We start from the raw sequence: 19,440 nt of genomic DNA on the forward strand, positions 1-19,440 counted from the left end.
GACGGCGGCAAGCCGGGGCGCGGCGACGGCGGCAAGCCGGCACGCGGCGCCGGCCCCACTCCGGGCCAGGGCGGCTCCGCCGACACGGCAATGGCCGAGGCACTTAGGCGGGCGGGCCTGGGCGGCTAGCACAGGAACAGCCCCAGCACCTCTCCCTCGTGTCCGGAGCACTCCCTCCGGACACGAGGGCAGGGTACTGGGGCTGTTCCCACCGGATGGTGGACTAATGGAGCGTGTGCCTCCGGCCCCGGGCACGGGGTCTGAAACCACAGACAACACTGTGACCGACGTCGCTTAAGGCTGCGGAGGCTTTCGCTGAAGATTTGCTCAGCATTGGCCTAAGGAACCTGCCTGGTGCTCCGAGGCCCCTGCCCCCTTCCGGCGACGCCGCGGACCATGCCTGTCGGTCCGCTCAACCAGGAGCGCCGGCAGCAGGCATCGGTGCTCAAGAGTTACCCAAGGTTGCCCCTGCACGCGCCGATTGGCCCCGGCAGTCGCTTACGATGTAAGTACTTCGAAGTCGCAACGGTTTGAAAGGGGCGCCGCCCGATGCTCTTTTCCGGGCAGTCCTCCACATCCGGTCCTAAGGCTTTCTCGTGACGGCCATTTCGCCGGAAATGCCCCTGGTCTCGCCGGCAGTGCTGGAAAAACTGGCAACAGACCTCGACGACCACGACGGCAGCATGCGCCGCCGCTTCATCGGCAATTACGTGGGGCTGTGGGAACACCGCTATGGAAGGGTTTCCAGCGCCATACTCGCCCGGGACGCTGAAGACGCCATGGACGCAATCCTCAGTTTGAAGATCTCCAGCAGCATGGTGGGGGCAGGCCGGCTTGGCCAGATGGCAGAACATCTCGAAGGCCTGGTCAACGGCCGGCTATTTGAAGCGGCGGCCACTCTCTTGGACGAGCTGCGCAACTGCGGGATGACGACGACGTCACAGCTGCGCAGCCTGCATCTGCAGTAGCGCGCCCGCCAGGCGGGAAAGGCATGCCTGGGCGGCGTCACCGCTTGCGCCCGTCAGGCGGGAAAGGCGTCCCCGGGCGGCGTCACCGCTTCGGTGCCAGGCTGTAGCCCACCCCGCGCACTGTCTTGATCCAGCGCGGTGACTTGGTGTCGTCCCCGAGCTTGCGGCGTAGGTTGGCCATATGCACTTCGATCGTGCGTTCGTCGGAGTCCGAAATGTAGCCGCCGGTGTTGTAGGGCTCGTTGCGAAGCCGGCGGACCAGATCCGCCTTGGTCCGCACCACCCGGCCGCTTTCCATCAGGGCGTACAGCAGGTCGAATTCGCTGCGGGTCAGTTCCAGCTCGCGCCCGGACCGGATCACCGTGCGGGCACGGTGGTCCACCACGATGCCGTTGTGCTCCAGCACGCCGTCGCCGGCCGGGCTCGCCGCCCCGGCCGCGGCAGCCGCCGCCCCGGCCCCGGTCTCGGCTGCGAAGGCCGGCACCCCGCCGCCTCCTGCGAGCGCCGCTGCCGAAACGGCACCGGACGTCGACCGTGACAGGCCTGGATGCCCTCCGGCGCCAACCCCCGCTCCCTGCAGGACGGGTTCTGGCATCGGAGCGGTCGCCGCTGCGCCGGCTCCGGCCGGTCCTGTCGGGGCGCCCCCGCGGGCACCGCCGTCCTCCGGCAGACCGCCGTCGTTGCCCTTGGTGGTACGCGGGCGGCGCAGCATCGCGGTGATCCTGGCGCGCAGTTCCCGGGGGCGGAACGGCTTGGTGAGGTAGTCGTCCGCACCGGTCTCCAGGCCCAGCAAAGTGTCCAGTTCTTCGGCCCGCGCGGTGAGCATGATGATGTACGTGTCGCTGAAACGGCGCACCTGGCGTGCGACCTCGAAGCCATCGATGTCCGGCAGGCCGAGGTCGAGGGTGACGACATCGGGATTGTGGCGCTTGATGGCGGCAACGCCTTCCATCCCGGAGGAGGCGGTGTGCACCCTAAACCCGGAACTGGACAGGACCGTCGAGATCAACTCCCGGATGTCCAGGTCATCCTCCACAATGACGGCAGTACGCTGCTCGCTCATCCTTTATCCCCCAACTGACTAACTTCGGTTCATCGTTTCATTACATAGCTATTGAATGATCATAGTCCCAAGAACAAACAATGTGGCGAAATAATCAGCGGGGAAATAACGGCGGAATCTGCGGCCTAGAGATGCACGTGCAGCCGCCTCGCCGCCTCGGAAATGGAACCGGTCAGCGACGGGTACACCGTGAACGTGTTGGCGAGATCGTCCACGTGGAGTTTTTGGCTGACCGCCAGCGCGATGGGGAAGATCAGTTCGGAAGCCCGCGGGGCCACCACCACTCCCCCGATAACCGTGCCGGAACCGCGCCGGGCAATGATTTTCACAAAGCCGTCGGAGACGTTCATCATCTTGGCCCGCGCGTTGGTGTTGAGCGAAAGCTTGATGATGTCGCCCTGGTACTTTCCGGCGGCGACTTCCTCCTCGGTCACCCCCACGGTGGCGATCTCCGGGCTGGTGAAGATATTGGACGCCACCTGCTTGAGCTTCAGCGGCTTGACGTAGTCGCCCAGCAGGTGGGCCACGGCGATGCGGCCCTGCATCGCGGCCACCGAGGCCAAAGCCAGCACGCCGGTGCAGTCGCCGGCAGCATAAATGTTCGAGGCGGTGGTGCGCGAGACGCCGTCCACCTTGATGTGCCCGCTCTCGGTCAGGGCCACCCCGGCTTCTTCGAGCCCGATGCCGGCGGTGTTGGGCACGCCGCCCACGGCCAGCAGGCAGTGTGAGCCCTCGACCACCCGGCCGTCGGCCAAGGTGACCAGCACGCCGTCGTCCGTTCGCTCCACGCTGGCGGCGCGGGACTTGGACAGCACGGTCATGCCGCTGCGGGCGAAAACGTCTTCGAGCACCTCGGCGGCGTCGGCGTCTTCGCCCGGCAACACGCGGTCCCGCGAGGAGACCAGGGTGACCTTGGTGCCAAGCATCCGGTAGGCGGAGGCGAACTCCGCTCCCGTCACGCCCGAACCGACCACGATCAGGTGCTCCGGGATCTCGGTCAGGTTGTACACCTGGGTCCAGTTGAAGATGCGTTCACCGTCCGGCTTGGCCGTGGACAGTTCGCGGGGCGTTGCGCCGGTGGCCACCAGGATGGCATCCGCCGTAATCGTCTCGGTCCCCGTGTCCGTCGATACGGCGATGGTGTTCGGGCCGGAGAGCTTGCCTTCGCCCAGGATCACGCGCACCCCGGCACGCTCCAACCCGTGGTGGATGTCCGCCGACTGGCTCTCGGCCAGCTTCAGCAGGCGGTCGTTGACCGTGCGCAGATCGGCGTAGGCGGCCTTGGAGTCCTCGTCGAAGCGGACCCCGAGGTCGTGGGCGCTCGCTACCCGCCGCATGGCATCGGCGGTCGCGATCAGGGTCTTGGACGGGACCACATCGGTCAGCACGGCCGAACCGCCGAGGCCCTTCCGTTCGATGATGGTCACCTTGGCGCCGAGCGAGTTGGCCACCATGGCCGCCTCATACCCGCCGGGGCCCCCGCCCAGGATCGCCAGACGCGGGGCACTGAAATCTATTTGGCTAGTCACGGACTTCATTCTGTCGCATGCCCCGCAACGCCTCAACCTGCCGGCACGGCGTGAAGCAGGCGCCCGCTGCCCGCACGCGGCGGCCGCCAGTACCCGCGCGGACATCCCCAAAGCCCGGAACGACGACGGCGCCGCCCGCCCGACGCTTTCGGCAGCAGTTCGGCAGCGGGTAGGTTAGGTCCTGTGACTACAGACCCCTTTGAACTGGCCGCCGAGGCAGCCGCTTTCCTGACCCGGCAGACCGGTGTCGCCGCCCATGATGTCGCGCTGGTGCTCGGCTCCGGCTGGGGCGAAGCCGCCGACCTCATCGGCGAGACGACCCACTCGATCCCGGCCACGGAAATTCCCGGGTTCTCCGCCCCGGCAGTCGAAGGCCACGTCGGCACCATCCGCTCCGTCCGGACGCCCGACGGCAAGCGCGTGCTGGTGCTCGGTGCCCGCACCCACTACTACGAGGGCAAGGGCGTGCGCTCGGTCGTCCACGGCGTCCGGACTGCGGCGGCGGCCGGGTGCGGGACGCTGGTGCTGACCAACGGCTGCGGCGGGCTGAACCCGGCCTGGGCGCCAGGGACGCCGGTGCTTATCAGCGACCACATCAACCTCACGGCCGCCTCCCCGCTGGAAGGCGCAACCTTCGTTGACCTGACCGACCTCTACTCGGGACGGCTGCGCACCCTGGCGCGGGAGGTGGATCCCAGCCTGGACGAAGGCGTCTACGCACAGTTCCCCGGCCCCCACTACGAGACCCCGGCCGAGGTGCAGTACGCCAAGCGGATCGGCGCCGACCTGGTCGGCATGTCGACGGCGTTGGAGGCCATCGCCGCCCGCCACGCCGGCATGGAGGTTTTCGGAATCTCGCTGGTGACCAACCTGGCGGCCGGCATCAGCGACGTTCCGCTCAGCCACACCGAGGTCATCGAGGCGGGCCGGGCAGCGGGGCCGCGGATCTCGCGGCTGCTGGCCGGAATTGTCGCCAAACTGTGAACGGCAGCGACATGACCGCAGCGCCCGAGGAGTTGAAGGCCGCGGCGGAGGCCTGGCTGCAGGCCGATCCGGACGAGCAGACCCGGCGGGAATTGCGGGACCTGCTGGCAGCGGCCGAGGGCGGCGCGCCGGAAGCCGCCGCGGCGCGGGCCGAACTGGCGGACAGGTTCTCCGGAACCTTGGCCTTCGGTACCGCCGGGCTGCGGGCCGCGCTCGGCGCGGGCCCCTTCCGGATGAACCGGGTGGTGGTGCGCCGGACGGCCGCCGGCCTGGCCCGCTTCCTGCTGGACACAGCCGCCGGCGCCTATGCGCCGCGCGCCGTGATCGGCTATGACGCCCGCCGGAACTCGGATGTCTTCGCCGCCGAGTCCGCCGCCGTCTTCACCGCCGCCGGCATCGAGACGTTCCTGATGCCTTCCGCCCTGCCCACGCCGGTGCTGGCGTACGCCGTTCGGGCGCTGGGCTGCGAAGCGGGCGTGATGGTCACCGCCAGCCACAATCCCGCGCACGACAACGGGTACAAGGTTTACCTGGGCGGACGTGCCGTGGACGAAGGCGGCCGCGGAGCGCAGATTGTGGCACCCTACGACGCCGAAATCGCCGGCCGGATTGACTACGCCCCGCCGCTGGACTCTATCCCGCTGGCCGAGGATGGCTGGAACGTCCTGCCGGACAGCATCGCCGAAGACTACGTCGCCGCGGTCACGGCGCTGGCCGACCCGCGGCTGTTCCCGCAACGGGACCTGAGGATCGTGCTCACACCGATGCACGGCGTCGGCGGAGCCACCATGCGGGCGGTCTTTGAGCAGGCCGGATTCACCGATGTGACGCTGGTAGCCGCCCAGGCGGAGCCGGATCCCGACTTCCCGACCGTGGCCTTCCCCAACCCGGAGGAAGCCGGAGCGATCGACCTGGCCTTGGAGACGGCAGCAGAGATCGACGCGGACCTGGTCATCGCGAACGATCCCGACGCGGACCGCGCGGCGCTGGCTGCCAAGGACTCGTCAACCGGGGCCTGGCGGATGCTCCGCGGCGACGAGGCCGGTGCGCTGCTCGGCGCGCACATGGCGGCCCGTTTCGAAGGCCGGGACCGGCTGCGCGCGGACCAGGACGCCTCACCCGATCCGATCGATGCACCGGCTGACAGCGCGGCTGCGTCCCGGGTCTTCGCCAACTCGATCGTGTCTTCCCGGCTGCTGGGCAAGATCGCGGCCGACGCAGGGGTAGCCCACGTGGAAACACTGACCGGCTTCAAGTGGATTTCCCGCGTTCCCGGCCTGGCCTACGGGTATGAAGAGGCCCTGGGCTATTGCGTGGCACCGCATCTGGTCCGGGACAAGGACGGGATGTCCGCCGCCCTGCTGCTCGCCGAGCTCGCCGCCGACGTCAAAGCCGCGGGCCGGACCGTCTTCGACGTCCTCGATGACCTCGCGCTGAAGTACGGGCTCCACGCTACGGACCAGCTGAGCATCAGGGTGGACAACCTCTCCCTGATGGGGACGATGATGTACCAACTCCGGGAGCGGCCGCCGTCTTCGCTGGCGGGTTCCCCGGTGGTGACCAGCACGGACTTGTCCCTCGGCAGCGAAGCGTTGCCGCCGACCGACGGACTGCTGTTTCTGGGCCAGGACGATACCCGCGTCATCGTGCGGCCTAGCGGCACGGAGCCCAAGCTTAAGTGCTACCTGGAGGTCATCCGGCCGGTCGCCGGCGCGGACCGGCTGGCGGAGGAGCGCGCGGAAGCAGCCCGGCTGCTGGAGGCCATCAAGACCGACATCCGCGCCACCCTCGGGGTGCCCGGATAACCGGCGGCAATCCTCCGCCGCCCGAGGACCGCGGTGTTCACACCGGGAAGTGCTCCCATCTCCAGGGCGGCCGAGCTGTGCGAGAACGGCCTTAACCGACGGGCCTGTGTCGACTTTCGGCCGCCCTGAAGCCTGCCCGGGAACCCCGGCCCGGTTCATCCGCAGGGATCCCGGCCCTCCCCCGAGGCGCACCCGGGAACCCCGGCCCTGTCCAAGGGCACGGATCCCGGCCCTCCCCCGGCACCCGGACTACCGACACCGCCGGTCAGCCAACACCACCGGTCCGCCAGCGTTCCTTCGGGAGTGGCGGTATCCACAACCGGCCATGAGGCGGGCGACGCTTTCATGCCGCTGGCCAAGACTGGTGCCATGGCTCGTGAAGTTCTCGACTCTCGACTGGCAGCGCTCTGGCCGCAGCAGTATGACGTCCTGACCGCCCAAGAACTCCGACAGCACGGTGCCGGCGAGCGCTTGATCCGTGATGCTGTTCGTCAGGGTGCTTTGATCCGCATTCGGCACGGCGCGTATGTCCTGGGTCCGCGGTGGATGGCCAGCAATTCCAGGCGACGGAATCTGCTCCGCATTCAGGCCCATTCTCTGGTGACCGGTCCCGCCGGCACCTACAGCCACGCCTCCGCTGCGCGCCTGCACGGGCTGCATGTCTGGGATGTTCCGGCAACTGTCCATCTCACCCAGCCATTTCCCACCACCCGGCACACCAGAAGCCCGGACGTCCGCCCGCACTACTTTGTCTTGCCCCCCGATGAAGTCACGACAGTGCGTGGTCCGCGCGGTGAGCCGGTGCCCGTCACCAGCTTGGAACGGACGGTTGTGGACTGTGCCAGGACCATGCAACTCGACCGGGCTGCCATCATCGGCGATCACGCACTTCGCAGCGGCGCGGTCCTCGAGCGGATCAACGAGATCGTCGATTCGATGCCGGGTTCACCGGGAGTCCGCCGCGCCCGAACTGCCGTCGCCTTGCTTGATGGCCGGGCCGAGTCGCCGGGAGAAACCCGCACCAGGCTGTTGCTGGGCACGTTCGGCATTCCGATGCCCGTGCCGCAGGTTGAACTGACCACCAGGCTGGGCAAGCACCGCGTCGACTTCGCGTGGGAGGACATCATGCTGATTTTGGAATTCGATGGCAGGAGCAAATACTTCGACTACAGACCGACGGAACAGGTACTGCTTGAGGAACGACAGCGAGAGAACGCCTTATCGGAAATCCACTGGAACTTCATCCGTGTGGACTGGGCACAGCTCAGCCGGCCTCACGAATTCCGGGGCCGGCTCGCCGAAGCCATGGCACGCGCCGCGAGCAGAACGTCCGCGCTGAAAAGTCATCCCCCGGCCGCCTGACGGGACACGCCCACCCCGGTCCGGAATGGTTCGGCGGGCGAGGCACGCAAAGCGGAGCATAGACCGGGCCAGCGCGGGCCCGACAGACGCCCTGACCGGGGGCGCAACCCCCACTGATTGATCACCTTCCGCACCTTTTCGACGCTGGTGCCATGTGGGACGATGCAGCCATGGGCATCGAAGAACAGGTGCCGCGCTCCGCAGGGGCGGGGCATCAAAGCCCTGAGGAAGAGCCGGCGCACAAGGCCTCGGAAGAGCACATTCCTGCCGACGACGCCCGGGCCATCGCGCACCGCCGGCAGGAAGCCGAGGAGAAGCTCGAGGAGCACCGCCGTGCGGCCGAGGAAGAGGGCCACTCCACCGGCGGCCCGTACTGACCCCTGCCCGGTTCGGCAACGCCCCGGCGGCCGTGCAGGCCGGTGCGCCGGTCCGGTCGTCGCCTGACCGGTATGCAAGGATAGAAGTTCCTTCGAACCCCAGCAGATGAAAGGGATGGCCATGTCTGAAGACATCACATCCGGATCCGCTCCGAGCGCGACCTATCACGATCCGACGTCGATCGCTTCGGTCATCGACCACACGCTGCTGAAGCCGGAAGCTTCCCGCGAAGACATCCTCAAGGTCTGCCAGGAGGCGGTCGAGTACCGCTTTGCCGCCGTGTGTGCGAATCCTGTCTGGACGGCGTTGGTCCACAGCACGCTCAAGGGCTCCGGGGTCAAGACCTGCGCGGTCGTCGGCTTCCCGTTCGGTGCCACTCCCACCGATGTGAAAGTACACGAGGCCCGCGGCGCCACCCTGGACGGCGCCGACGAGATCGACATGGTGATCAACATCGCCGCGGCCCGGGCGAACGACCGCGCCGCGATCTTCGAGGACATCGCGGCGGTGGCCGAAGCCGTCCACGCCGGCGGCGCCATCCTCAAAGTCATCCTGGAGACCCATTTCCTGAACGACGAGCAAAAGCGGATGGTCTGCGAAGCCGCCGCCGAGGCCGGGGCGGACTTCGTCAAGACTTCTACCGGTTTCAGCGGTGGCGGCGCCACCGTGGAGGACATCGCCCTGATGCGCGACGCCGTCGGGACGCGCCTGGGCGTGAAGGCCTCCGGCGGCGTGCGATCCGTCGACGACGCGCGCGCCATGCTCCGGGCCGGCGCAACACGAATTGGCGCCAGCTCATCAGTGGCTATTGTTAAAGGCGAGCAAGCCGCCGGCGGCTACTGACGCCGCATCGCACTATTGAGGAGAAACACCCCATGGCCCACCCCAAGCAGCGCACCCATTCGGGCGAGGGACACCTGGTCAGCAATTTGGTCGCCTTCGCGATCATTATGCTGATGTTCTTCGGTTCCCTGTACGCCTTTAGCCTGGAGCCGGTCATCGGCGCCATCCCGGCCTTCGCCATCGGGCTCGGCCTGTTCACGCTGGCGTTCTTCATTCCCAAGCAGTTCATGGGCCGTTCCGACACCCACCACAACGCCTGACGTTACTCGCGGGCTTTCCCGGGCGCTCAGCCAGGGGGCAGGCAGGTCCTGCTTCACCCGGCCGGGCGCCCGGCGTATTTAAGGGTCCAACCCTGTCCCGGGTTCGAAAGGGACCGGCGCGCAGCGGACTGATCCGCCACCCGCCTGCCGCACCCCACCCCGCGCCGCTGCGACTTGCGTCACAGACCGCACAGTTCCACGGCGCGGGCCAACACGCGTGCCATACTGAACCAGTCATGGCCAGCCCGGCTCCGCAACGCAACCGACAACGAGGGCTGCCCGGAGTAAGGGGACCTTCGATCATGTCTGCCGCACCAAGCCCGCTGTTGTCCTGGCTTACCAGACGCCGGCAGTTCCATGAACTGCCCCTGCGCGCACGCGTTTTCCTCAGCCATCTGCCGCTCTGCATTTCCGTGACGCTGACGGCGGCGATCGCCGCCGCATTCTTCCCCCAACTGCTGGGCAACGCGCAATTCACCGGCGGGCTCATCGGCATTGCCGCGTTGTGGATCCTCGGCGCCGCCATCCCGTGGGACCGGCTGCCCTATCCGTCGTACTGGGTGATCCCGCTGCTGGACTTCGTTGCCATCGGGGCCCTGCACCAAGGCGCCGGGAGGGAACTCTACGGCGTCGGGCTGTTGGCGGTCTTCCCGGTGTTCTGGATGGCCTGGTCGGAGATTGCCACCGCCGCCGCGCGCATCATCAGCTTCGCCGCGCCGCTGCTCATCGTCTGGATTCCGGTGTTCACCGGCCCGGAGCCGGTAACGCCGGAAGCCCTGTTTGGCCCGATCCTGGTCCCCATCGTGACCCTGGGGGTCTCCATCACCGCGTCCGTTTTCTCATTGAGCATGACGGCGCAGCAGCAAGCCCTTGCCCGCAAAGACCGCGAGCTGCGGGCCTTGCTGGAAGAAAGCAAGGTCCACGTGCGCCGACTGGACACCGTCCTGAACGCCGTCGCGGTGGGGGTGCTCGTCACCGATGCAGACGGCCGTGACATTCTGAGCAACGTGCAGCAGGAGCGGGACCGCTCGCTGGCCATGCCCCACGGAATCGATAATCCGGACGAGGCCGACTTGCTGGTCTTCGAAGCTGACCGGGTGACCCCGGTGGTCCCCGAAGACCGCCCCATTCGCCGTGCCATCTTGGGGGAGTCTTTTTCCGACCGGCTGGTGTGGATCGGCGACGGGGACAGGCAGCGCGCCATGTTGTGCACGGCACGCCCCATGCAGAATGACGTCGGCCAGTTCGACGGCACCGTGATGGCGTTCAGCGACGTCACCGACCTGGTCAATGCGTTGACGGTGAAGGAGGAGTTCGTCGCCGGTGTCTCGCACGAGCTCCGCACTCCCCTGACATCCATCATGGGCTACCTGGACCTCGCGCTCGAGGACGCCGACCAGCTGCCACAACACGTCACCGCTTCGCTCGGCATCGCCATGCGCAATTCTGAACGGCTCCTGCAACTGGTGGAAGACCTGCTCGTCACGGCCTCCGGGACGCTGAGCATCGAGCCCCGCCGTACGGTGCTGGCCGACCTTGTCGCTACCAGCGTTGCGTCGGCCATGCCGCGGGCAGAACACGCGGGCGTGGAGTTGGTCATCGACGCCGCCGACGGGCTGGAAGCAGAGGTCGATCCCAACCGGATGGGCCAGGTGCTGGACAACTTGCTGTCCAATGCCATCAAGTATTCGCCCGACGGCGGCCGGGTCACGGTACGGACCCTGGCGGCCAACGGCGCCGTCCTCCTGGAGGTCAGCGACACCGGGATGGGCATGTCGGAAGCGGATCAGGCTGAAATCTTCACCAAGTTCTTCCGCACCAGTTCCGTCCGTCAGGCGGCCATCCCCGGGCTGGGGTTGGGGCTGGCCATCAGCAAGTCGATCGTGGAAGCACACGGCGGCACGCTGACCTTCACGAGCGTCCTGGGCGCGGGCACGACCTTCAGCGTCGCGATTCCGCAGCGCAGCGAAGAGGGAGGCCGCCCGGAGGCGGCCTCCCTGGGCCAACTGCTGCCTTAGGAGTCAGCGCCGGTCCGGTGGGGTCAGCGAACGGACTGCGGCCCCTTGAACTGCATCTTGGTGCTGCCCGTTCCCTTGCCCTTGGCCGTGCCGTTCACCGCTGAGCTCGTTTCGGCGAAGGTCAGCGTGGTGTGCGCAATGGCGTCGGCCATCTGTTCCAAGACCACCAGGTCCACGTTCGCAAGCGTGTCACAGGCCTCGTGGTAGCAGGGATCGTAAGCCACGCCAGCCGTGCCACCGTAGATTGCCGCCTGTTCTTCGGTCTTGATCTCCTCGGCGCCGGTAAACAAGCCTCCGGCCGGGATGCCGTTGGTGATAAAGGCGAAGTAGTCCGAGCGGCCGTCGAAGGCCGTCGGCTCCGAGGCGAGCCCCTGTGAGGCGAAGTACTCTGTGAAGACGCGCTCGATGGTGGCAGAACCGTTGGGCCCGGCGAGCCCAAAGGCGTCGCCGTTGCCGTCATACACGAAGCGCACGGCATTGGGCGAACCGACCATATCGAAATTCAGGTTGAGCGCATGTTGCTTGATCTCACGCTGGCTCAGCTGGGACACGTAGTAGGTCGAGCCGAGCAGCCCGTCCTCTTCACCGCCCCAAAAAGCGAACCGCACCCGGTTTTCGGGCGCGTCCCCCGATGCTGCGATCTGAAGCGCCGTTTCCAGGATCGCTGCGCTGCCGGAGCCATTGTCGTTGATGCCCGGGCCCTCGGATACCGAATCCAGGTGGGCGCCGACCACCACGGTGCGGTCCGCGCGCCCGGCCGTGTCGGCGAGGATGTTGAACGTCTCCGTCACGACGATCTCGGCGTCCACCGCGATTCGCAGTTCCACACCGGCGGTCCCGGCCAGTTCGGCCCCCAAGTCGAAGCTGGTGCTGACGGCCGGGATGGCCTGCGGCGTTCCCAGCGTGCCGCCGAACAGGTCAAGCCGGTCGGGAGTGCCTCCGTTGCCCTGATTGAAGATGACCACGCCGACGGCGCCTGCTGCCGCGGCATTCGAAACCTTCGTGGCGAAATCGCACGTACCGCGCTGGATCAAGGCGATGTTTCCGGCGGGGAAGCTTGCGAAGTCGGTCGCCTCGCAGCCGCTGGTGGATGCCCTGTCGCCCGCGAGGTTGATATCTACCGCGGTCACCTGTGCCGTGACGTCGCCGGAGGCGGAGTAATCCATGGCCATGAACTCCTCCCCTGCCGTGTAGACCGTCGGCGTCGGGGCGACCTGCTCGAACTCTGCGCCGTGAAGCACAAACCGTTCGTAGGAGAACACCTGCCGCACGGGCGTGTAGCCGGCGGCCGACAACTGGGCTTCGATGTATTGGGCGGATGCCTCGTAGCCGGGAGTGCCCGCAGCGCGGTTGCCGCCGTTGGCATTGGCCGCGTCCTGCAGGGCCTGCAAGTGGGTGACGATGTTCTCGGCTGTGACCGCGTTCCGCAGGGTGCTGGTGTCTGTCCCGTTGTCGGCGCGGGCCGGCAGCCCGGCCCCCAACGCCAATGCGGTCGCGGCAGCGATGGCCGCACCGCGCCTGAAACTGTGGGTCCGCATGCTGGTTCCTCCAAAGGTGTGGATGAAAGAATCCCGCTGTCCCCGCAGCAGGATCCTGCCCGGAAGCTATCCCATGGCCCCGGAAAGCGACAGAGCCAGCTAGTGATTTCCCTCACAAACACCTGAAACAACTATTTCAGCCCTGCAAACTGCCGCTCTCCGGGCCGGTGAGCTAACGCCCCACGCCGCCCCGCCGGAGCCGCTGAGCACCCGGCCTTGGTGGCGCACCGGTACCATGGCATTCGGTCGTCGGCGCACGGGCGCGCGTCCGCCCCCACCGGAGAGGAAGATGAATGCGGCTTCGCACGTCCCGGGAGCGGGCCCGCCTGCTGCATTTTTGCCTGCTGGCCGGTTACGCCCTCCTGGTCGCCGTCGCCGTCTTGTGGCCTACCCCGGTGGATGCCGGCGCAAACAGCACCATCCAGGCAGTTCTCGCGGCTCTGCACGAAGCAGGCGCGCCGCGCTGGATCGACTACAACCTGGTCGAATCCGGGGCCAACGTTTTGATGTTCGTGCCGTTGGGTTTGCTGGCCGCCCTCCTGATGCCGGCCAGTTGGCGCTGGTTGACGCCCGCCGGAGCCTTCCTGCTCTCCGGTGCCGTGGAGTGGGCGCAACAGGCGTTCCTCCCCGGCCGTTATGCCTCGCTGCAGGATGTCTGGACCAACACCCTGGGCGCGGCCCTCGGCACGGTGCTGGCCTATGCGTGGCTGGAATACCGGCAAAACCGGCACCGGTAACGCGCTGGAACCGGCAAAACCGGCACCTGTAACGCGCTAAAGTCAGAAGTAATCGCTACTCAGGCACGTGCAAAGGATTACTATGCGAATTTCCGTCATCGGTTGCGGCTACTTGGGGGCCGTGCACGCTGCGGCCATGGCCAAGCTTGGGCATGACGTGGTCGGTATCGACGTGGACGAACGCAAGGTCGCCGAGCTGCAGGCCGGCCGCGCCCCGTTCTTCGAGCCCGGCCTGCCCGACCTGCTCGCCGAGGTCCAGCAGACCGGCCGGCTGACGTTCAGCACCGAGATGGCCGACGCGGCAGGAGCCGAAGTGCACTTCGTGTGCGTGGGCACCCCGCAGCGCAAGGGCGAGAATGCCGCCGACCTGCGCTATGTCGATGCCGCCTTCACGTCCCTCGCCGTGCACCTGCGCCCGGGCGACGTGGTGGTCGGCAAGTCCACCGTGCCGGTGGGAACGGCAGCACGGCTGGCAGAGGAGATCCGGGAAATCGCCCCGGGAGCCATCCTGGCGTGGAACCCCGAGTTCCTGCGCGAAGGCCACGCCGTCAAGGACACGCTGACTCCGGACCGCTTTGTCTACGGCGTGCCCGCGGGTGCACCCGGTGAAGCCGCCACCGCGGCCATGGACCAGGTCTACGCGACGCCGCTGGCCGACGGCACGCCGCGGCTGGTGCTCGACTATGCCACCGCCGAACTGGTCAAAGCCGCGGCGAACTCATTCCTGGCCACCAAAATCTCCTTTATCAACGCCATGGCGGAAGTCTGCGAAGCCGCCGGCGCCGACGTCACCGCCCTGGCCGACGCCATCGGCATGGACGAGCGCATCGGGCGCAAATTCCTCAACGCCGGCGTCGGCTTCGGCGGCGGCTGCCTGCCCAAGGACATCCGGGCCTTCATGGCCCGGGCGGGCGAACTCGGGGCGGATCAGGCCCTGACATTTCTGCGTGAAGTAGACGCGATCAACATGCGCCGCCGCACGCGCGTGGTGGAACTGACCCGAGAGCTCTGCGGCGGCTCGCTGATCGGCAAACGCATCACCGTGCTCGGAGCCGCCTTCAAGCCGCAGTCCGACGACGTCCGTGATTCTCCCGCGTTGTCCGTTGCCGCCCAACTGCAGTTGCAGGGAGCCACGGTCACCGTCACCGATCCGGAGGCCCTGGCCAACGCCAAGCAGCGCTTCCCGGAACTCAGCTATGAACCGGATGCCAAGACGGCTATCGCCCGCGCCCACGCGCTGGTGCTGGTGACCGAGTGGAATGAATACCGAGAGTTGGATCCGGTCGCCGTCGGAAACCTGGTGGACGAAAAGAACATCCTGGACGGACGCAACGTGCTGGACCCGGCAGCGTGGCGCCAGGCCGGCTGGACCTTCAAGGGCATCGGCCGCCCCTAGCGTTTTCCCAAGCCCGGCCTTCCAGAATGGGCCCGTACAGCCAGGTTGTGCGGGCCCATCGTCGTATCCGTTGACAGTGGCCCCGAACAGGAGCATCTTATGTAGATGGCCAGCGCGTGAAGCCGCCGACCCCGCATATCCACGGGTCCGTGCAGCCTTGGCCGATGGGGGGACGTTGCATGATGGCTCGGAGGGGTCTTGCCCTGGTTGCGGCCGCGCTCGTTGGTGTGTCCGGCTTGAGCCTGCCCGCCGCCCCAGCCGCCGCAGCACCCGATCCCGGCCGGCACGTCTTCGAACCTGGCTCCGCCACCCTGCATGACGAGTATTTCCCTGACGCCGGGAACGGCGGCTACCAGGTGTCCCACTATGGGCTGGAGCTGCTGTACGACCCGCCCGCGGACCGGCTGGAGGGCACCGCCACGATCACGGCACAGGCCACGCAAAACCTTTCGGCGTTCAGTCTGGACCTGGATGGCCTGGCCGTTGACTCCGTCAGCGTCGACGGGCGGGACGCACGATTTGCCCGGACCGGCACCAAGCTCGCTGTGACCCCCACCCGGGGGGTCCCGAACGGCGACCGTTTCACCGTGGTCGTGGCGTATTCCGGCACTCCCCGAACCCTCGCCCTCCCCGGCCGGGCCGGGTTCATCCATACCGACGACGGCGCTCTCGTCACCGGCCATCCGGTGAGTGCGCCAACCTGGTTTCCGGTGAACAACCATCCCAGCGACCGTGCCGGCTATACCTTCAACATCTCGGTCCCCGACGGCTGGCAGGCGGTGGCCAACGGCGTGCCGGACGGCAGGGAGGCCGAGTCCGGCCGCACCGTCTACACCTGGAAGGCCGACGAGCCGCTGTCGCCGCATCTGGCGACCATCGCCGTCGGGCACTTTGACGTGGCGGAGCGCACCAAAGGCGGCATCAGCTACGTGGACGCGATGGATCCGGTGTTGAAGGAGGCGGTGGTCCCGCGCAACGGCGACGGGCTTGCATGGTCGCAGAGCGACAACGCCAGCTACAAGCGGCTCACCCGCACCATCATGGTGCCGGATGCCGGCGGAGACCTATCCTTTTGGATGCTGCGCGACACCGAACCGGGCTGGGACTATGCCTTCGTGGAGGCCAGGACACCCGGCAAGAATGATTGGACCACGCTCAAGGACACCACCGGACACGCGCGGGAGTCCACCGGCAATTCCTGTCCCGCGTGGCACCAGGTGCATCCCTTCCTAAAGCACTACCAGACGGACGACGGCGGCGGTTCGTGCAGTGCCGAAGGCACCACCGGCCGCTGGTGGGCGGCCACGGGCGCCAGCCAGGGTTGGGAGCACTGGGAGTTCGATTTGGGCGACTACGCCGGCCAAGACGTGGAGCTGTCCATCACCTACGCCAGCGACATCACGGGGCAGAACGACGGCGTGTTCGTGGAGGACATTAAGGGGCCGGGAGGTGAAGGGTCGACGTCCTTCGACAACGACGGCGACCGCTGGGACGGTTGGGAAGCGCAGCATGCGCCGGACGGCAGTCCGGAGAACGCGAACGGCTGGACGGCCGGGTCAACCGCGCCGCCTTCGCAGGCGTACAAGATCCAGCAGTCGCTGGACAAGCAGTCCCGCATCATAGAATTCCTGTCCACCGTGTTAGGCAAGTATCCGCTCAAGAGCGCCGGCGGAATCATTGACTCCTCGGAAAACCTTGGCTATGCCCTGCAGATGCAAGGCCGGCCCGTCTATCCGATGGACGGCTTCTACAGCGAGGCCAGCGGAGATGCCATGATCGCCCGCGAATTGGCGCATCAGTGGACCGACTCGCAATTGCCGCCGCCGCGGTGGCAGGACAGCTGGCTCAACCAAGGCCTTGCTACCTACGCCGAGTGGCTCTGGAACGAACAGCAAAACCTGGGCAGCGCCGAGGATACATTCGATTTCTACGCCGGCATCCCAGCCGACGACGACTTCTGGCAGGTGCGGGTATCGGATCCGGGCGTCGATCAACTTTTCGCCGGCAATGTCCAGACCCGGGCCGCCATGGCAGTGCACGCCCTGCGGGACACAGTGGGCGACAAAGACTTTTTCAGGCTCCTGAAGACCTGGGTCCGGGACGGATCGGGCAAGCCGGCCGATTTTCAAAGGCTGGCCGAGGATGTCGCCGGCAAAGACCTTGGGGCACTCTTCAAAGCCTTTGTATCGACGGCTGGGAAACCGGGGGTCCTGTAGCCGCAAGGCGCCGCGCAGGGCGGACCGGGAGTGACCCGGCAGCGACTCCGACCGGCTTGCCGTCTTCGGGCTAGCCGGTCTTCGGGCTAGCCGGTCTTCGGCTAGCGGTCTTCGCCGAGGACCCGCAGGCCTTCGCGGTACGCATCTGCCGTCAGCTCGCCGCGCGCGAACCTCTGGTCAAGGATCTGCCGGGCGGTGCTCCGCCGGTGCGACTGCTGTATCTGACCGCCTGCCGCGGCCAGAGCATCTTCCACGTCGCGCGGTCTCAGCCCCATGAACGCACGAATCACCAGGACCGCCAGCAACGCCACAATCGCCAACAACAGCAGCCCAAACAGCCATGCCAAGCCCATATCTACCATGATGAAAGCACCCCTTCGATCACGACGGAACGATGGCTTTTCTACTCCGTTCCCCTAGGGTCAGGATACGCGTCGGCCCCGGGAACATACAGGGCAAACCATCACAAGAGCAGCCGCGGGCATTGATGCTCGGCATGGAAGCCTGCCCCTGGCCCACGCCGTGGCGCAGGGGCTGCGGAAGCATCCGCCTCCGCGGATTGTGCTACGGCGGCGGCGCCGCGTAGTAGAGGTCGGTGTTCCAGCGGCCGTACTGGAAGGTCTTGTAGACGGGGTCGCCGGCAACGGTTCCGTTCATCGGTTGGATCCGGAGGCGGTAATTGGTGAAGAACGCGCTGTCTGACGTGGAGAACGGCAATTCGAACACGGCGGAAGGCTGACTGACCGTCGCCTCGGCGCCCCAACCGGCGGGACTGGCCAAAGACACTTCGTAGGAAGTAGCCCCGGAGGACGCCTTCCAGGAGAAAGCGGCGTGCTTCTTGTCGTTGACCGGTGCGCTGACGTTGTAATTGACCGTTGTCACCGGCCCCAGCGGCGGGTATGCCTTCCCGTCGCGGAAGCAATTGTCCACCGAATAGTGCTCGTATTTGTACACCAGATAGATGGCGTCGCCGGCGGTGGCACCGTTCATCGGCTGAAGCCTCAGGCTGTATTTCGCGTAATGGGCCGCGTCGGTGCCGGCGCCCTTGAGCGGATTGCCCAGGCGGTCCGAAGGAGTCCGGGGCATGGTGAAGGTAACTTGTTCGCCCTTCACGTCGGCCGCCTGTGCGTACCGCGGGTCGCCGGAGGAAAGTGTCACAACGTAATGCGTGACATTCTGTGCCCGACCCCACGTGAAGCTGACGTCCAGCTTGTCCAGATTCTCCAGCTGGGCGGTTGACTTGGCCACCCTGCACTGGGCTGAGTCCTTCCTCGGCCCGTCCGGGCGTATCTTCAGCTGGGCACCGGCGGTGAGGCGTGCATCGGCGGAGCCGGAAGGCGGGGCCTCCGGAGCCCCGACCGTGACGCTCATGGTTGCTGTAGCACTTTGGCGCCACTTCGCCACAGCAACAGGCGTGCCCACTCCCAGCAACACCACCAGGAAAAAGGCAATCGCGGCCCCCATAAACCCCGGCAGGGACCGCACCCGCCGCCAGATCCCGGGTCCGGCCGTCCTCTCAACGTCGTTCGTCACTGGTTTTTCTTTCGTCGTTTCGTCAGGGCCAGGAAGATAATGCCAAGGACGGACAAGGGAACGGCCAGCCACGTGCGGTTGTCCGCGAAGACGTTGCCCTCGATCCAGCCTGCCTGCTTCGGTGCTCCCCCGCTGCCCTCAGGCGCTGCGGCGGGGCCACCCAGCGCGGGCCGCTCCGGCAGGAAAACCGGGTTCAGGGCTTCACCATCAGCGGGCGGGCTGTCCGTCCCCGCAGGCAAGCCGCCCTCGCTGTCTTCCGGACAAGCGCCGGCGACGACAAGTCCCTCGGCTGCAGTCTGCAGCACGAACGCGACATCGACCTCCGCGCGCTGGCGCTTGGTTTCATTCGTCGCGCCGGGCGCCAACCGCAGCTTGAGGCTGAGAGGAATTGCTTCCCCGGGTGACAACGTCCACGTTTGCGCTAGAGCTGAACAGGACCAGGGACCGCTCAACGGCACGGTTTCGCTGACACCACCGGCTTGCGCAACGCTCAGCACGAGGTTCCCCGTAATTTCGACGTCGGCTGCCCCCACGACCCCCGCCACCGAAAGTGCCGCGTTGTCGCTGCTGTTGTTGCGCACCCACAACTCGGTGGCGATGGATCCGCCGGGGACCAACGGGCCGGTCCGGTCAAATAAGGGAGTTGACAGCTCGGCAGCGTAGTCGTGTCCGTCCAGGCTCAGCTGCAATCGCTCGTCGGCCGCCTGTGCTGGCTGGGCAGGAACCCACAAAATCAGCAGCAACAGCAATACCGTTCCTGCGCGGTTGATCATCGCCCGGTACAACTGTTGATGATGACTCTTCATGGCC

At 66.9% G+C, this 19,440-nt stretch carries 17 protein-coding genes; 11 read left to right on the top strand and 6 right to left on the bottom strand.

All coding sequences use genetic code 11. From position 1 onward, the window contains the following. Positions 1-596: 596 nt before the first annotated feature. Positions 597-968, top strand: a complete 372-nt coding sequence (locus AC5RUP_RS13300; protein WP_494155199.1) for a hypothetical protein — start codon at positions 597-599, stop codon at positions 966-968. Positions 969-1,050: 82 nt separating this feature from the next. On the opposite strand, the gene AC5RUP_RS13305 is transcribed toward AC5RUP_RS13300, so the two are convergent. Continuing rightward, on the bottom strand, positions 1,051-2,031 hold the full coding sequence (locus AC5RUP_RS13305; protein WP_494158639.1) for a response regulator transcription factor: 981 nt from the start codon (positions 2,029-2,031) through the stop codon (positions 1,051-1,053). Between the two features lie 125 nt (positions 2,032-2,156). Beyond that, positions 2,157-3,560 carry an NAD(P)H-quinone dehydrogenase gene (locus AC5RUP_RS13310; protein WP_494155007.1) on the bottom strand — a complete coding sequence of 468 codons (1,404 nt, stop codon included), beginning with the start codon at positions 3,558-3,560 and terminating at the stop codon, positions 2,157-2,159. A 183-nt stretch (positions 3,561-3,743) separates the two neighbouring features. On the opposite strand from AC5RUP_RS13310, the gene AC5RUP_RS13315 reads away from it, so the two are divergent. From AC5RUP_RS13315 to AC5RUP_RS13345, 7 genes are all read left to right on the top strand, one after another. Beyond that, positions 3,744-4,544: a purine-nucleoside phosphorylase gene (locus AC5RUP_RS13315; RefSeq protein WP_494158640.1), complete on the top strand. Its 801-nt coding sequence runs from the start codon at positions 3,744-3,746 to the stop codon at positions 4,542-4,544. Positions 4,545-4,555: 11 nt separating this feature from the next. Further along, positions 4,556-6,349, top strand: coding sequence for a phospho-sugar mutase (locus tag AC5RUP_RS13320; protein WP_494158641.1), 1,794 nt, complete (start codon positions 4,556-4,558; stop codon positions 6,347-6,349). A gap of 369 nt (positions 6,350-6,718) precedes the next feature. Continuing rightward, the gene (locus AC5RUP_RS13325; RefSeq protein ID WP_494158642.1) at positions 6,719-7,711 is read left to right on the top strand and encodes a type IV toxin-antitoxin system AbiEi family antitoxin domain-containing protein; all 993 of its coding nucleotides are present in this window, start codon (positions 6,719-6,721) and stop codon (positions 7,709-7,711) included. Between the two features lie 152 nt (positions 7,712-7,863). Then, a complete protein-coding gene (locus tag AC5RUP_RS13330; protein ID WP_494153233.1) occupies positions 7,864-8,088 on the top strand; it encodes a hypothetical protein in 225 nt (74 codons plus the stop codon). A 121-nt stretch (positions 8,089-8,209) separates the two neighbouring features. Further along, the gene (gene deoC, locus AC5RUP_RS13335; protein WP_494153234.1) at positions 8,210-8,932 is read left to right on the top strand and encodes a deoxyribose-phosphate aldolase; all 723 of its coding nucleotides are present in this window, start codon (positions 8,210-8,212) and stop codon (positions 8,930-8,932) included. Between the two features lie 32 nt (positions 8,933-8,964). After that, positions 8,965-9,192, top strand: coding sequence for a hypothetical protein (locus tag AC5RUP_RS13340; protein ID WP_494153235.1), 228 nt, complete (start codon positions 8,965-8,967; stop codon positions 9,190-9,192). Between the two features lie 302 nt (positions 9,193-9,494). Further along, positions 9,495-11,210 (top strand): sensor histidine kinase, encoded by a 1,716-nt coding sequence (locus tag AC5RUP_RS13345; protein WP_494153236.1) that lies wholly within the window; start codon positions 9,495-9,497, stop codon positions 11,208-11,210. A gap of 23 nt (positions 11,211-11,233) precedes the next feature. On the opposite strand, the gene AC5RUP_RS13350 is transcribed toward AC5RUP_RS13345, so the two are convergent. Continuing rightward, positions 11,234-12,748, bottom strand: a complete 1,515-nt coding sequence (locus tag AC5RUP_RS13350) for a M28 family peptidase (RefSeq protein WP_494153237.1) — start codon at positions 12,746-12,748, stop codon at positions 11,234-11,236. 293 nt (positions 12,749-13,041) lie between these two features. Between AC5RUP_RS13350 and AC5RUP_RS13355 the strand changes: the two genes are divergently transcribed. The 3 genes from AC5RUP_RS13355 (at position 13,042) to AC5RUP_RS13365 (ending at position 17,097) form a co-directional block, all read left to right on the top strand. After that, positions 13,042-13,485, top strand: coding sequence for a VanZ family protein (locus AC5RUP_RS13355; RefSeq protein WP_494153238.1), 444 nt, complete (start codon positions 13,042-13,044; stop codon positions 13,483-13,485). Between the two features lie 82 nt (positions 13,486-13,567). Continuing rightward, a complete protein-coding gene (locus AC5RUP_RS13360; RefSeq protein ID WP_494153239.1) occupies positions 13,568-14,881 on the top strand; it encodes a UDP-glucose dehydrogenase family protein in 1,314 nt (437 codons plus the stop codon). Positions 14,882-15,060: 179 nt separating this feature from the next. After that, the gene (locus AC5RUP_RS13365) at positions 15,061-17,097 is read left to right on the top strand and encodes a M1 family aminopeptidase (RefSeq protein WP_494158643.1); all 2,037 of its coding nucleotides are present in this window, start codon (positions 15,061-15,063) and stop codon (positions 17,095-17,097) included. A 101-nt stretch (positions 17,098-17,198) separates the two neighbouring features. Here the strand turns inward: AC5RUP_RS13365 and AC5RUP_RS13370 are convergent, their stop codons facing one another. The 3 genes from AC5RUP_RS13370 to AC5RUP_RS13380 all read right to left on the bottom strand — a co-directional run bounded on the left by AC5RUP_RS13370 (position 17,199) and on the right by AC5RUP_RS13380 (position 19,436). After that, the gene (locus AC5RUP_RS13370) at positions 17,199-17,450 is read right to left on the bottom strand and encodes an SHOCT domain-containing protein (RefSeq protein ID WP_494001353.1); all 252 of its coding nucleotides are present in this window, start codon (positions 17,448-17,450) and stop codon (positions 17,199-17,201) included. A gap of 211 nt (positions 17,451-17,661) precedes the next feature. Further along, positions 17,662-18,468 (bottom strand): hypothetical protein, encoded by an 807-nt coding sequence (locus tag AC5RUP_RS13375; RefSeq protein WP_494158644.1) that lies wholly within the window; start codon positions 18,466-18,468, stop codon positions 17,662-17,664. Positions 18,469-18,626: 158 nt separating this feature from the next. Then, positions 18,627-19,436 (bottom strand): hypothetical protein, encoded by an 810-nt coding sequence (locus AC5RUP_RS13380; protein ID WP_494153242.1) that lies wholly within the window; start codon positions 19,434-19,436, stop codon positions 18,627-18,629. Positions 19,437-19,440: the final 4 nt, after the last annotated feature.

The organism is Arthrobacter sp. Y3223151 (assembly GCF_059091125.1).